The sequence below is a fragment of the Synoicihabitans lomoniglobus genome (genome assembly GCF_029023725.1).
In the GTDB taxonomy this organism is placed as follows: domain Bacteria; phylum Verrucomicrobiota; class Verrucomicrobiia; order Opitutales; family Opitutaceae; genus Actomonas; species Actomonas lomonigloba.
In genome coordinates, this window is record NZ_CP119075.1 from 1051820 (window position 1) to 1067000 (window position 15181).

The 15181-nt window shown below is 60.9% G+C and carries 11 protein-coding genes; 9 read left to right on the forward strand and 2 right to left on the reverse strand.

Annotated elements, in window-relative coordinates; genetic code table 11:
* The first annotated feature begins 42 nt into the window (after window positions 1–42).
* The 4 genes from PXH66_RS03965 (at window position 43) to PXH66_RS03980 (ending at window position 9073) form a co-directional block, all read left to right on the forward strand.
* A complete protein-coding gene (locus tag PXH66_RS03965) occupies window positions 43–3150 on the forward strand; it encodes a TonB-dependent receptor plug domain-containing protein (RefSeq protein WP_330931197.1) in 3108 nt (1035 codons plus the stop codon).
* 111 nt (window positions 3151–3261) lie between these two features.
* Window positions 3262–4701, forward strand: a complete 1440-nt coding sequence (locus tag PXH66_RS03970; RefSeq protein ID WP_345781750.1) for an amidohydrolase — start codon at window positions 3262–3264, stop codon at window positions 4699–4701.
* A gap of 81 nt (window positions 4702–4782) precedes the next feature.
* Complete coding sequence (locus PXH66_RS03975; RefSeq protein WP_330931199.1) at window positions 4783–5895, forward strand: efflux RND transporter periplasmic adaptor subunit; 1113 nt, start codon at window positions 4783–4785, stop codon at window positions 5893–5895.
* Between the two features lie 10 nt (window positions 5896–5905).
* Window positions 5906–9073 carry an efflux RND transporter permease subunit gene (locus PXH66_RS03980; RefSeq protein WP_330931200.1) on the forward strand — a complete coding sequence of 1056 codons (3168 nt, stop codon included), beginning with the start codon at window positions 5906–5908 and terminating at the stop codon, window positions 9071–9073.
* Here PXH66_RS03980 and PXH66_RS03985 read toward each other — a convergent pair.
* On the reverse strand, window positions 9059–10261 hold the full coding sequence (locus tag PXH66_RS03985; RefSeq protein WP_330931201.1) for an ABC transporter permease: 1203 nt from the start codon (window positions 10259–10261) through the stop codon (window positions 9059–9061). The genes PXH66_RS03980 and PXH66_RS03985 overlap by 15 nt on opposite strands.
* Window positions 10258–10941, reverse strand: a complete 684-nt coding sequence (locus tag PXH66_RS03990; RefSeq protein WP_330931202.1) for an ABC transporter ATP-binding protein — start codon at window positions 10939–10941, stop codon at window positions 10258–10260. The genes PXH66_RS03985 and PXH66_RS03990 overlap by 4 nt, the downstream gene beginning before the upstream one ends.
* Window positions 10942–11174: 233 nt before the next feature.
* Between PXH66_RS03990 and PXH66_RS03995 the strand changes: the two genes are divergently transcribed.
* The 5 genes from PXH66_RS03995 (at window position 11175) to PXH66_RS04015 (ending at window position 15048) form a co-directional block, all read left to right on the forward strand.
* On the forward strand, window positions 11175–11690 hold the full coding sequence (locus PXH66_RS03995; protein ID WP_330931203.1) for a DUF3299 domain-containing protein: 516 nt from the start codon (window positions 11175–11177) through the stop codon (window positions 11688–11690).
* Window positions 11691–12235: 545 nt separating this feature from the next.
* The gene (locus tag PXH66_RS04000) at window positions 12236–13387 is read left to right on the forward strand and encodes a tyrosine-type recombinase/integrase (protein ID WP_330931204.1); all 1152 of its coding nucleotides are present in this window, start codon (window positions 12236–12238) and stop codon (window positions 13385–13387) included.
* Window positions 13377–14237: a hypothetical protein gene (locus PXH66_RS04005; RefSeq protein WP_330931205.1), complete on the forward strand. Its 861-nt coding sequence runs from the start codon at window positions 13377–13379 to the stop codon at window positions 14235–14237. The genes PXH66_RS04000 and PXH66_RS04005 overlap by 11 nt, the downstream gene beginning before the upstream one ends.
* 100 nt (window positions 14238–14337) lie before the next feature.
* Window positions 14338–14565, forward strand: coding sequence for a helix-turn-helix transcriptional regulator (locus PXH66_RS04010; protein ID WP_330931206.1), 228 nt, complete (start codon window positions 14338–14340; stop codon window positions 14563–14565).
* Between the two features lie 9 nt (window positions 14566–14574).
* Window positions 14575–15048: a hypothetical protein gene (locus PXH66_RS04015; RefSeq protein ID WP_330931207.1), complete on the forward strand. Its 474-nt coding sequence runs from the start codon at window positions 14575–14577 to the stop codon at window positions 15046–15048.
* Window positions 15049–15181 lie beyond the last annotated feature (133 nt).

Here is a 15181-nt window from a genome sequence, read left to right on the forward strand (position 1 = left end):
GCGGCTCTTCGCGCCTCAAGGTCATTCATTTCGATGAACACCATGCACCGATCATACCTAACCACCAACCGGCGGCTCGCGGCCGGTATAATCTACGCGACCTTCACCGCGGCGGCCTTTGCTCAAGTCGCGTCTTCCCCCGCTTCGAGCTCCGCCGAAACCACCGATGACGATACCCTCGTAATGGAGGCGTTTGTCACGACCGGTTCGAACATTCAACGTCTGGACGCCGAAACCTCGCTGCCGGTCACGTTGTTCGACAATACCCAAATCGAGGCGCGTGACGCCGAGACTTCCATGGATCTGCTGGCCGGAATTCCGCAGGTGACCAATTTCCCGAAGAATGAAACTTCGGTGAACTCGGTCGCTTCCCGCGGGGGTAACGCCGCCGCCGCGTTGCGGGGGGTCGGTCAGTCCAATACCCTCGTGCTGTTGAATGGCCGGCGGGTGCCGTTTAATCCGGTCAGCTCGCTGAGCCCGGCCGATTCGACGGTCAACATCAACGCGCTGCCGTCCGTCGGTCTGCAGCAGGTGGAGGTGCTGCGCGATGGCGCTTCGGCCATTTATGGCGCCGACGCGGTCGCGGGTGTGATCAACTACATCTCCGATGTTAACCTGTATGGTGGCACGGCCACAGTGCGGTTTGGTGCGACGGAACACGGGGGCGGCATGAGTTCGCAGGGCACGATCAGCTACGGCACCGTGTTTGCGGGCGGCAAGGGCCGCTGGGTTTCGACGGCGAACATCTTCAACCGCGACGCCATTTACCTGCGGGAGCGCGAGATCTCGGCGTCCACCGAACGACTGGACCGTGCGCGGCCTCCGTTTGATACGGTGGGCGGCGCCTATGATGGCCGTTCCAACACCACCGAATGGCCGTCCTTCAAACTCGGCGCGGATACCGTGAGCGGGACCACCTATCGTTTCTATCCCATCAACGGCACACCGCAGATCACCACGGCCGGTTTGCCGCGTGATCTCTATCTCAACTACAATGAGGACAGCATTGGCCAGCCGTTCAGCACGCGGGGCTCGGTGTTCAGTCGGGTGGAGTATGACATTAGTCCGAAGCTCACGGCCTTCGGTGAAGTCCTGGGCTACATGACCAAGTCCAAGACCGGCCGTCAGCCGATCTCACTGCGCTCCTCCGACGCCCGGGTCACCCTGAGTGTGGACAATCCCTACAATCCGTTCGGCTCGGCCTTTTACGAACCGGGTGGCGCGGGCGGCACCAAAGTCGACGGCGATCCCACCGCCATCACCATTGCGACCAAATTGTTGACCGATGGCGGCGGCGAGCGCGTGGAGGCGACCGATCGCATGTATCGCATTCTCGGTGGTCTCAAGGGCCAGTTCGGCGAATCGACCTGGAGCTGGGAATCCGCCGCCATGTTGGGCGGATACCGCATCACCGACCGCGCCATCAACAGCGTGCGGGAATCCCTGATTCAGATCGCAGGTCTGCGCACGACCCCCGATGCGTATAATCCGTTCGGATACACCTTCAAGGTGGTCGACGGGGCAGTCGCGGCGGACCAGCCGTATGAAAATCCCGCCGAAGTGATCGACTACTACACCCAGAGTGCCAACCGCATCGGCCACAGCCGTCTTGCCAGTGTTGACGCCCGTGCGACCGGCCAGTTGATCGACTTGTGGGCGGGTCCGATCTCCACCTCCGTCGGCCTGGAGTGGCGCTACGACGAGAAGGTCGACTACAAGGATCCCTACGTCGGCACCAACCCCGAGGACGACCCCACGGTCACCCAGGGCAACAACGACATTCTGGTGATGTCGCCAAAGTATAACTACAAGGCGAGCCGCACGGTGGCCAGCGCCTACGCCGAGGGCGTGGTGCCGTTGGTGAGCCCGGACAGCGATCTGCCACTGTTGGATTCGTTGGAAGCAACGGCCTCGATTCGATTCGAGCGCTACAGTGACTTTGGCAACGCGACCAAGCCGAAGTTTGGTCTCAACTGGAAGCCGGTCGACTGGGTGATGGTGCGGGCTTCCTACAACGAGGGTTTCCACGCGCCGGATCTCACCGACATGAATCAGCCGACCTCCTTCACGGTCGCGTCGCCTCCCGGCACCCGTGACGATGTGCGCAACAACTACTTCCTGGGCGCCGGACTGGCCGCCGACCAGCAGGTGCTGACCCGCAGCTACTCCGCCCCCAATCCGGACCTCGAGCCCGAGGAATCGGAAGGGCTTTCCGCCGGGGTGGTGGTGCAGGTTCCGCAGGTCAAGGGTCTGTCGTTCAGCGTCGATTATTGGGAAATCACCCAGGAGAATCTGGTGTTGCGGAAAACGCGCGACACCGGAGCGGACGAAGCCTTGTTGCGGGCCTACACCCAGCAACAACTCGCCGCCGGGGTGGACATCATGGACATCGACGTGGGTTCGCATCTGACCCCGGACAGCACCGACACCTACGTGGGTGATGCCAACACGTTGCGGGCCGCGCCGAACTCCGACGATTATGCCCGCTTCGCCGCGACCTATGCCAGCCTGCCGCAAAGCGAATGGATCGCGCCGCTCGGCCAGTGGATCGGTTCCACCAATCAGTTGATCAATGGCACGGGCAATGCCTTCACCAACGGTTTTGACTACCAGGTGGATTACAGCCTGCCGCGCACCGAGTGGGGTCAATTCCGCTTCACTTCCACGTGGTCGATGTTCCTCAACAAATTCCAAAAGGAAACGCCGGACGATCCCAAGGACGATGACATCATCGCCATGCTCCTGCCGGAATGGAAGTCCTCCACCACGTTGATGTGGCACAAGAACGCGTGGACGGCTTCGGTGAGCGCGACTTACGAGAGTGAAATGCGCACCAACGCCACCACCAACCAGACGGGTTACGAAGGCGCGGGTTCGCCGGACTACATCAAGGTGGTGTTCAATAATGGTCAGACCTACTACTACGAACGCGGCAGCTCCCAGTTGCAGATCAACCTGGGGCTCTCCTACCGCTTCGCCGACGAGAGCGAGTCCTGGCTGAGCGGCACCCGGGTGCGTCTCGGCGTCAACAACGTGCTCGATGACGAGCCCTCGCTCTACAACCCCCACCGCACCGGCTACACCGGCGGCACGGGTTCGGCGTTGTGGATCGGTCGCGCCTATTCCCTGACCCTGAGCCGCGCGTTCTGAGTCCAACCTCACAGTCAAATTGACTTATTGAGTCGCATCCGGGGAGCGCCCCGACCGCAGGATCACCCTCCGGCGGTCGGGGACGTTCCCTCCTTTATTTAACCTGTCATGATGCTTCGTTTCAGTATTCGCACCTTCATTACACTGCTCCTCGCCGCTGTCGCCGGCGGCCAGTCGACCAAGCCGGAAATCATGGCGCTGCTCGACCAACGCACGCCGCGCTACGCCGCCATTGCCCGGGACATTTGGACCTATGCGGAAGTGGGTTACCAGGAGTATAAAAGCACGGCCCGGTTGCAGGAGCAGTTCACCGCGGCGGGTTTTGAGATCGAGGCGGGAGTCGCGGGCATGCCCACTGCCTTCATCGCCAGCTATGGGGCGGGCGAGCCGGTCATCGGCATTTTGGGCGAATACGACGCGTTGCCCGGCGTGCTGCAAACCGCCTCGCCCGAGCGGGAACCGCGGACCGATGGAGCCATGGCGGGGCACGCCTGCGGGCATCATTTGTTTGGCACCGGTTCCACCGCCGCCGCCATTGCGGTGAAGGACTGGATGGAAGCCACGGGAGCCCGGGGCACGTTGCGCTTCTACGGCTGTCCGGCCGAAGAAGGCGGCTCCGGCAAGGTTTACCTGGTGCGGGCGGGGCTGTTCGATGATGTCGACGCGGTTCTGCACTGGCACGCGGGGGATCGCAACGCGGTGGGCATGGGCAGTTCGATGGCCAACAAGTCAGCCAAGTTTCGATTTTACGGGCGGGCTTCGCACGCGGCGGGCGCGCCCGAGCGTGGCCGGTCGGCGTTGGATGGGGTGGAGGCGTTTGACTACATGGCGAACATGATGCGGGAGCACGTGCCCTCCGATACGCGTATCCACTATGTCATCACGCGGGGCGGCGAAGCCCCAAACGTGGTGCCCGCTTTCGCGGAAGTATTCTATTACGTGCGCAATCCGGACCGTCTCGTGATCCAGGATGTCTGGGCCCGATTGGAGCAGGCGGCGCAGGGGGCGGCCATGGGCACCGACACCACGGTCGAGTGGGAAATCATCCACGGAAATTATGAATTGCTGCCCAACGAACCGCTGGGGCGCGCCATGCATGCCAACCTCTCGCGGGTGGGCGGGGTGGACTACGACGACGAAGAGCGCACGTTTGCGCGGGTCCTGGGTCGCAATCTTCCCGGTGGTCGCAGTGCGGCACCGGAGATGGCCTCTCAGGTGCAACCGTTTCAGCCGGAGACCCCGCCGTTTCCCGCGTCGACCGATGTGGCCGACGTCAGTTGGATGGTGCCCACAATTGGGCTCACGGCGGCCACCTGGGTCCCCGGCACGCCCGGCCACAGTTGGCAGGCGGTGGCGGCGGGAGGCACCTCGATCGCCACCAAAGGCATGATGGTCGCCGCCAAGACCATCGCGTTGACGGCGGTGGATTTGTTCACCGATCCCGATTTGCGCACGGCGGCGCGGGAGGATCTCGACCGTCGTCGCGGCGCGGATTTTCGCTACGAGCCGTTGCTGGGTAATCGTCCGCCGCCGCTAGATTACCGCAAGTGACCAGGATCCCCCCCCCCGGGCCGGCTGCCCGCCGCACGAAAACCGCCCGCGGCCGGATCGGAAAACCTTTCTTCCCAACTCATGAAATCCCTTCGAATGTTTGCGCCGGTCGGGGCGCTGTCCCTGTTGCTAATGGTCGGTTGCGCGAAGACCGCACCTTCCCGAGCCGCCGTCGCCTCGCGATCGGAGCAGCTGGTGGAAGTCGTGCCGCTCGCCCGACAGGACCTGGTGGAACGATTGACGTTGGTGGGTTCGATCGCGGCCCGGGAATCGGCGGAAGTGCGGGCGGAGACGGCGGGGGTGGTGCGGGAAATCGCGTTTGTCGAGGGCAGTGTGGTCACGAAGGGCCAGGTGTTGTTGCGCATCGACGACACTGAGTTGCAGGCGCAATTGCACGAGGCGGAAGCAGCGCTGCAACTGGCGGACGCCAATCTGCGACGACTGCGCGGATTGGCGGAGAATCGCACGATCTCGCAGGCGGATTATGAGTCGGCGCAGGCTCAGTTTCGCACGGCGCAGGCCCGGGCGGAACTGCAGCGCAGTCGCATGGCCAAAACCATGGTGCGCGCCCCGTTCGATGGGGTGGCGGGCGGGCGCCAGATTTCGCCCGGTGACTACGTCAACAACCAGACCAGCATCACCACGATCACCGATGTTTCCCGGTTGAAGATCGAGTTTCAGGTGCCGGAGGCGTTTTTGAACAAAGTGCATCCGGGCACCACATTTACAGTAGATTCCCGGTCGCTGGATCTCGTGGCTCCGGTGCAGGGCGAGGTCTATTTCGTGAACCTCGGGATCAATCGCGACACCCGGTCGACGGAAGTCAAAGGCTGGCTGGTCGATCCACCGCCGGAGTTCAAGCCCGGCATGTTCGGTAACATCGAACTCGTGCTGGCGGTGCGTCGGCAGATCTTGGTGGTGCCCGAGAGTGCGCTGTTGGTCACCCGGGAGGGCATGCGCATCACCGTGGTCGACGCCACCGGTGACGGTCCGGTGGCGAAGTATGTGGGCGTGACCGCCGGCATGCGCGCCGGCGGCATGGTGGAAATCGAACCCGAGGCCGGCGCGGGTCTGGCGGACGGACAGCCGGTGGTCGCGTCCGGAATCGGCGCGGTGAATCTTTCGGCTGGACGGGCGTTAAAACTCGTGCCGCTGCGCGACGAACTCCTGCCGACCCTCGGGGCGGTGGATTGATTTTACGGCCATGATTCTCTCCGACCTTTCCATCCGGCGCCCGGTGATTTGCACCGTGGCCTGCCTGCTTGTCATCCTGATCGGCGTGCTCACGTTCAACCGGTTGCCGGTGCGCGAGTATCCCAACGTCGAGTCTCCGTCGGTCAGTGTGTCGACGACTTACCGGGGTGCCTCCGCCGAGGTGGTGGAGACGAAGGTGACCGATCCACTGGAGAAGCAACTCTCGGCGGTGGAGGGCATCAAGATCATGCGCTCCACCTCCTCCGAGCAAAGTTCGCGCATTGCGATCGAGTTCGATCTCAACCGCAATATCGACGAAGCCGCCAACGACGTGCGCGACCTGGTGGCGCGGGTGCGCTTGCCCGACGAGGTGGACCGACCGCGTATCAGTAAAGTGGATCCGGATACCACGCCGGTCGTGACCCTGTCGTTCAACTCCGACGTTTACGACCGTCTGGAGATTGTGGAGTTGATCGAGAACATTGTGCTGCCTCGGATTCAGACCGTGCCCGGGGTGGGGTCGGTGCAGATCGACGGCGAACGTTATGCCATGCGCCTGTGGATCGACAGTGATCGCCTGGCGGCCTACAACCTGACGGTGGCGGATGTGCAGTCGGCCCTGCAGCGGCAGAACGTCGAAGTGCCGGGCGGACGCATCGAATCGCAGACCCGGGAGTTTCCCGTGCGCTTGATGGGCAGCATGAGTGAGGTGTCTGATTTTGAGAATCTGGTCCTGGCCACGCGCGGTGATTACCAGGTGAAGTTTCGCGACATCGGGCGGGTCGAACTGGGCGCGGAGGATTATCGGAGCACGACGTATTTCAACGGACGGCTGAGTGTGGGAGTGCAGATCCTGCGGCAGCCGTCGACCAACCTGTTGGAGTTGTGCGATGGGGTGAAGGCGTTGATCCCGGTGTTTCAACAGGAAATGCCGGAAGGCATCGTGGTGGAGTTGAGCAAGGACGATTCGGCCTACGTCGAGCGCACCGTGGACGAAGTGTATAACACGCTCTATGAAGCGACGTTTCTGGTCGTATTGGTCATCTTCCTGTTTCTGCGCAACTGGCGCGCGACGCTCATCCCGCTGGTCGCAGTGCCGGTCTCGTTGGTCGGCACGGTCGCCATCATCGCCACGCTGGGGTTTTCGATCAACATCCTGACGCTGCTCGCCTGTGTGCTGGCGATCGGGTTGGTGGTGGACGACGCCATCGTGATGCTCGAAAACATTTATCGCCGGATCGAGGCGGGCGAGAAGCCGGTGTCGGCGGCGTTGCACGGGGCCCGGCAGGTGGCGTTTGCGATCGTGGCCACGACGCTGACGTTGGCCGCGGTGTTCTTGCCGGTGGCGTTCCAATCGGGGCAAACCGGCCGCCTCTTTTTTGAGTTCGGCATTACGCTCGTCGTGGCGGTTATCATGTCTTCGGTCGTGGCCCTCACCATGTCGCCGATGCTGTGTTCGCGGCTGTTGCTGCCGCCGCGTCCGGGCGGTGGGCACGGCTGGTTCTACGATCGCACGGAGCCGTTTTTCGTCGCGCTCAATCGTGGGTTCGACGTGGCGCTGCGCGTGGCGGTGCGGTGGCGCTGGGGAGTGTTTGCGGCGACCCTGGCGATGGTCGGACTGGGCGGCTGGCTCTATACCCAGCTGCAGCGGGAGTTGATTCCGGCCGAAGACCGGGGCGTGTTCACCGCCAACCTGCGAGCGCCCGTGGGGTCGACGCCGCAGTATATGGATTCCTACGGTCGGCAGTTGGAGCAGGAGATTTTAAAGATCCCGGAGATTGACCGCACGTTTCAGCGGCAGAGTCCCGGCCGTGCTTATGTGACCGGAACACTCGACGTGTGGGAGGATCGCGAACGCACGACGCAGGACGTGATTTCGGACGTGCGCAAAATTGCCACGGACAAGATCACCGGGGTGCAGGTCACGGTGGGGCCCAAACGGCCGTTTGGCGGCGGCGGCGGACCGGGGCGGGGCAGTGCGTTGCAGTTGGTTTTGATGGGCAGCCAATTCGATGAGCTGCAGGTAACTGGTGAGACCTTTTTGGATACGATGCGGGAAAGTGAATTGTTCGGACCGCTGCGCCTTTATCCGTCTCCCACCAAACCCCAGTTGGATGTGCGCATCGACCGGGACAAAGCCGCTGATCTGGGAGTGCCGGTGAGCGATATCGCGACGACCTTGGAGACGTTGCTCGGCAGCCGTCGGGTGACGCAGTTTCAACGCGGCAGTCAGCAATATTACGTGATCCTGCAGGTCGAGAGCACGCGGCGCATGACTCCGCATGACCTTTCCCGCATTTATGTGCGCTCCAGCCGGGGGCATCTCGTGCAATTGAGCAACCTGGTGAGCTGGAATGAAAATGCGGTGCCGGAGAGTTATCCGCACTTCAACCGGCTGCGATCGGTGACCTTGTCGGCCCCGTTGGCGGACGGTGTGACCATGGGCGATGCGGTGATGTTTCTGCAGGGGGTGATTCCGGACTTGCTGCCCGCCGGTTCAACTTACGCGTGGGATGGCCCGGCGCGGCAGTTCATCGAAGGCGCGGGTGACACCTACATGCTGTTTGGTTTGGCGCTGTTGTTCACGTTTCTGATTTTAGCCGCGCAGTTCGAGTCCTGGGTGCACCCGTTTACGATTTTCACCGGCGTGGCGATCGCGGTTTCCGGCGGGATCATCGTGCTCTATGCCACGCGATTCTGGGGACCGGCCTTGACCGACAACCTCTTCGCCCGGTTTGGACTGATCATGCTGATCGGGCTCATCGCCAAAAACGGCATCCTCATCGTGGAGTTCGCCAACCAGCTGCAAATCGACGACGGACTGGATGCGGCGACGGCGGCGTTCCGCGCGACCACGATCCGCTTTAGGCCCATTCTGATGACCTCGGTGTCGACGATCCTGGGAGCGGTCCCAATCGCCTTCGCGCAGGGGGCGGGAGCTGAGATTCGCAATCCGCTGGGGTTGGTGATTGTCGGGGGATTGGCGATATCGACCGTGATGACATTGTTCGTCGTGCCCATTGTTTACACGTGGATGGACAGTCTCTGTGTGCGTCTCACGGGTAAAAACAGCGCTCACGGACTGAAACGGGCGGCCGAGATCCGGGGTGATCTGGCCGGTGCTCCTTCGATGGCGGCCACGCATCCCGCGGTGGTTCCGGTATCAGGATTGCGGTGACAAGTTGTCGGCCACGTTGGTCGCGTAGGCTTTCACGGCGGGAATGACGCCGCCCAGAGCGCACAACAAAATCATACCCAGTGGGGCCCACAGCATCACGGGGTGGTAGGTCCAGGTCCGCATCACCACGCCCGTTTCCTCGCGGATGATGGTGGCGGTGACGGCGGTGATGGCGGCATAGACCCCGAAGCCACCCACCATGCCGAAACCGCCCAACGCGGCGGCTTCCAGGATGACGCTGCCAAACAAGGTGCCGCGGCCCGCTCCCAGAGCGCGCAAAATGGCGAGGTCGCGTCGGCGGGCGGAGAGTGAATTGTAGATCGCGACCAACACCCCCGCCGCGGAGACTACCGCGACCAGGTAGGCCACCAGGGCCAGCACGCGATCGAACCAGCCGATTTTTCCAAACAAATCGGCGACGATGGCGGCAATGGGGTAGGCGAAGGTGAGGTGTTCGCCTTGACGGTTGAACAGGGTGTCGAGCATGAACCCGGCACTGGGGGAACGCAGCTGGATGAGCACGGCGCTGATCTCGTCGGCGGCGGCCGGATTGTGTCCACTCATGTGTTGGATGCCATGGAGGGGAATCCAGACGACCTTGTCCGTGGGCGTGTTGGACGGGGCGAGAATGCCGACGACCGTGTATTCGTCTTCGTGCTCATGGGCTTCACTGAACGCCAGACCATGAAACGGGTGAAACGTATCGCCGATTTTCAAGTCGAGTCGATCGGCGGCAAAGCTACCCAGCACGGCCTCGGACGCGTCTCCCGACCAGATCCGGCCGGCTTGCAGCTGGTGAGTTTGGCCGGGGCGGTATTCGACTGCGGTGAAAAGTTCCGGAGTGGTGCCAACGAGACGGAAGCCATCGAGGTTGTCACCCATGGCGATGGGAATCGCACGTTTAACGGCGCGGTGACGTTGGATCGCGGCGAAATCGGCGGCCGTGACATTGCCGACGGAAGCTTCGAGGTGAAAGATGGAGCTGAGCACGAGCTGCAGCTTCGACCCGCGGGCGCCGAGCACGGCATCGAAGCCGCTGTTGGCCTGCGTGAACGTGGTCCGCGTTTGGTCTTTGATCGCCCACACCGACAGCAGCAGACCCCCGGCGAGGGCGATGGCGGTGGCGGTCACGACGGTCGAAAGCAAATGCTGGCGCAGGCTGCGCAGCACGATGAAGGGAAGCGTCATGGTTGGGTCGGCATTGCCGATGGGTTGAGAGCCGAAAAATCTACAACTTCAGGGAACTCGGCCAGAACGGCATCGTCGTGGCTGACGAGCAGCAGGGCGGTTGGGTCTTCCGTGCAGACCTCGCGAATCAGACTCAGGGTATTGTCGGCGTTGCGCCGATCGAGGTTGCCGGTGGGTTCATCGGCGAGGACCAGGCGGGGACGTTTGGCCAGCGCGCGGGCGACAGCGACGCGTTGTTGCTGGCCCGTGGAGAGCTCGCGGGGACGATGAGACAGCCGATCCGAGAGTCCGACCCGATCGAGCATGGCGACCGCTCGTTTCCGATCGATCCCACCCGGAGAAAACGCCATGCCGAGCAACACGTTTTCCAGTGCGGTGTAGCCTTGGAGTAGGTTGAAAGTCTGGAAAATGTAGCCGATGTTGGTGGCGCGCACACGATCGCGGCGGGCTTCGGAAAGTTGCGAAAGTTCGATGCCATCAAAACAGATCGACCCCGCGTCGGCGGGGAGAATACCCGCGATCAAATGGAGAAACGTGGTCTTGCCCGAACCGCTGCGGCCGCGCAGGGCGAGATGTGTTTCCGGTGCCAGTTCAAACGTGTCGATATCGATAATGCGGGTTGTGTCACCGGCCGGGCCGGCGAAGCTTTTCTGGAGTCCGGAAATGGTGAGAAGTGACACGGGAAAAAGTCGCGGGCTGAGGTTTCACGTGGGTCGGTCACAGCGCTCGTGCCGGAACGGCAAGCGACTGGTCGAGGGGACGCAGGCTCGCGGAATTTCCCACGACGCAGCGACAGGACGGGCAGGCCCGGGCGAGCGCAATCGGCGGCGTTATATCAATTGATCTATTTTTTGGGCCACGCGGTCCGGGTGGGGCGGTTGACTCCCCGGGAGGTCGACCAACGTTGGTAAGCATGCACCCACGTTGGCGACGGATTCTTCTGACAACGCTGTGGATCGCCTTGCTGAGCGCGGCGGGAGTTCGCGCCATGGAGGCGGCCGAAGGCAAAATCTCGCTCAAGGACTATGTGCCGGTCGGATTCAATTTTCTGGGGAAATTTGAGATCGACCTGAACGATCTCGAAGCGATTGGGAGCATGACGGAGGAGGAGTATGCCGCTGCCAAGATCCCGGATGATATCAAGGAATTGGATGGGAAAAAGGTGTGTATTCCGGCCTACATGCTACCGGTGGTGTTTGCCGACGGCGGGGTGACGGAGTTTCTGGGCATGGCCAGCACCACCTCGTGTTGTTATGGCGTGGAGCCGAAACTCACCGAAATCATTGCGGTGCGGATGACCAAAGGATCCACCCAATCCTTGATGGACAGCCCGTTGTTTTTGTTTGGCACCCTCCGAGTGGGACCCGTGGTGGACGACGGCTTCGTCACTGCGATCTACTCCATGGAGTGCGACAAAGTGAGCTGGTAGTCGAAACGGCGGGCATAGCCGCGGCGGGAACCAGCCGGGGACGCGCTTACACCGCGGTTTGCCCTGCGTGCTTGCGGTCGCGCAGATTGCGTGTCTCCTCACTCGCTCCCTGCAAGATGCAGGGGAAGGAGGAGCTTAGGCATCTGGTGTCACGCTTTGACGCTCCAGATGCCATTTTGAAAATGGCTGCTCGGGCTGGGGTCGAACCAGCGACCAAGTGATTAACAGTTATTGGCTTTACGTGTCCTCATCTGTCCGTATTTATCCGTTTTAGCCTGCTAAATTCGTGGGTTTTCATAGGTAAACTAGCGATGAAAGACAAAGACAGCAAAAGTCAGACGCGGACAATTGAGGACAGAAAAAACCGGACAGAAACCGGACAGACAAAGTCCCGATCCAAAACCACGAGACTCCCCAAGACCCATCAGGACTACTGGCGGGCGAAACTTAAACGTCGCGCATACGTTGGTAGGACGGGGGAGCGGGCGGAGGTGCCTGAGTGGCAGGTGAGGATGTTTCACCAGAGGCGTGAAAGTTGGTTCAACTTGGATACTGCCAATCAAGCGGCGGCGGCGGTGAAGGCACGGGACATCTACCTTTCGCTTATTTCGGTTGGCTGGGAAGCGACGCTGGAGCGATACAAGCCCGGTGCGGAAAAACAGGACCGAGGTTGCACCGTTGGGGAGTTTCTCGCCGACGTAGGCAAACGGAGTCACCTCAAGCCAGCCACCCTCCGTCGATACGCCGTGAAGCTTCGGAAGATGGTTTCCGACATTGCCAAACTGGAGGTGGGGTTGAAAGCGAAGGCTAGGCGGGCGAAGTATGACTACGTGAACGGCGGGCGGGCGGCTTGGCTGGCGAAGATCGATGGACAGCCCCTCGACGTGCTTACGCCCGACTCTGTGAACGCTTGGCGCAACGCCTATGTCGCCCGTGCCGGAAGTGATCCGACGCGCCGCAAGTCGGCGGAACGGTCTGCTGCATCTTATCTTCGATGCACTCGCGCCCTGTTCACCCCAGACGTGCTGAATCTGTTGAAAGTGAATTTCCCGGCGAATCCGTATGAGGGTATGAAATTAAAGGACCCGGGTCCGCAGCGTTATCATTCGGACGTGAACGCGGAATGGCTCCTAGCGTGCGCTCAGCGCGAATTGTGGCCGACGAATAGACAGGAGTTCCTCGGACTGGTTTTGGCTCTTTGGGCCGGATTGCGACGCAAGGAAGCCGATTTACTTTTGTGGGAGCAGGTGGATCTTGCCGAAGGCTGTATTCACCTCCGTCGGTCGAAGTGGTTCGAACCGAAAACGGAAGAGTCTCAGCGAACGATCGATTTGGCGGCGACTGCCGTTGAAGTTCTGAAAGAATTTAAGAACGGGTGCGTGTCCGAGTTCGTGATGGAAGGGGCCCAGCCTAACCCGGCGGCGTCCTACGACTATTACCGGTGCGATTGCACGTGGCGTCGGCTGAACGCTTGGTTGAAAGAGAAGGGCGTGAAACAGGCGAAGGCGATCCACGGGCTTCGAAAAGAGTCCGGTTCCTTGGTCGCGGCAGATTTTGGGATCGAGGCTGCACGCCAGCACCTCGGCCACCGGGACATTCGCGTTACGAGTGCGCACTACGTAGCCAAACGGAAGCGAGTGGAGGTGAGCATAGGCGGTGCTCGACTGCGTCCGTTGGAGGTAGCAGATGAGTCCTGAACTGAATGAGACCATTGCCGTGGGGCGAAAGGGACTTGATGCGGTAGCTCGTTTGGAGTGCCGCGCATTCTCGGGCGATCCTTTGGCAATACTGGAGCTCGTATCGTTGGCGCGTGCTGCAACGGAAGCAGTTCATGGAGTTTGGTTCAACGAGACCCCGGCGAATCAGCCACATTACAGCCCTTTCGATCCATGCCCGTATGAACCTCAACAGGTTCTTAGTCTCGTCGCCCGCAGGGAGGCTCTGCATTTTTGGTGTGGAGGAGACGGTTTCGGAATGTTTCCTATTCTCGGCTATCCGAACAAATCAGAGGCCGCGAACCGTCAGAAAACGATGCTATGCGGGATTCAGAAGGGACCGTGGTTTACAGGGAAAAAACGACAGAAGCTCCCTCCGGTTCAGAAATTGTGGGAGTTCATTGTCGCGCCAGCGTTCCAACAAATCCGAATGGCCGCAGAACCCACTGGTCAGGGCATCGAGACGGACATTTTCGCCCTACCTGAACTGACCAAAGAAACCCGTGCTGACTGGGTTGCACTCATCGTGCGTTGGCTCATCGAGACCTATCCGCGCCCGCTCTCAGACAGGCATTCCGCACTCTATCAATTGGCGACTGAGAGGAACGGTAAACAAATCATCAGCCGAAAACGGACTCGTCTCAAAACGTGGAAGGAGAATAGGCCAAGTTCCAACAAGGGAGGACTGAGCCCGGAGGACGACGACGAATACAAACGCAGGCTCAGCAAAATTGAAGCGGAGAGTAAAAATCCGCCGGGTGTTTCGCCTAAGCGCATCGAAGACGGTCTAACTGAGGCGTTCACGACCTGGTTCGCCAATAACCTCCCATAGGTTTCAATGTGCACAAAATGCAACTCCGTCATTTTGTGCACGCCGCGCTGAGACAGCGCACCTCCGTTTCTGATAGGTTCTCGTCTGCACTATTGCAGACATGAATACATCCCAAAACAACGAACACTCGGCGGTCACTTCCGGTCCTCGCCAATTTCTCAAAGCCCGCCCATTAGCAGATCGCCTGGGTATCAATCCGAGGACCCTTTTCCGCTGGGCGGAGAGTGGGCGGATTTCCAAATTCAAGATTCATCAACGCCTCGTCGTGTTCGACGTGGCCGAGGTGGAACGGTTGATCGAAGACAGCCGCATTGGTGGTCGGAATTGAAAGGACCGAATGGACCTGACATTCACACCAGCGAAACTCGTTTCTCGTTCGGAAGTGCGGCAGATGCTTGGCATCGAGACGAAATCGAACCGACTACTTCGCAGTCTGGAGAAGTCCGGTGACTTGCCGCCCGTTCGGCTTTCCTACAAGCGCGTCTGCTACCGTCTCGTTGACGTGCTCAGGTTGTTTCGTCGATACGACGAGACACTTCCCCCGGAGCCCCCTTATCCCGAATTGATTGCGAAGTCACAGATGGGGGCAAGGAAACATAAATTCCACCCCGATCCTGTCGCCCCCGCGCTACAGCCAGCAGACCACGCATGGCAAATTCTGAAATTCCGTCAATGGACCGACGAACGCCAAGCTGAGCTGGAAGCCGTAGCGGCCAAGTTGACGAAAGGGCAGCTCCGGTATCGTCGGCGCGTGATCGCGGATCGCCGCCGATTTATTCGAGAAATGGAAGAAGGGAGAGTGTCGCGATGAGCCGATCGGTGCCAAAGTCCAAGCCAAGCAGTATCCCCGATGTGAAGACGCAGCTGCATAACATGCGGTCCAAGCAACGCCGACTCTGCGACGCGATTCGTCAGCGCGAAAAACACTTAGCCAGACTGGAAGC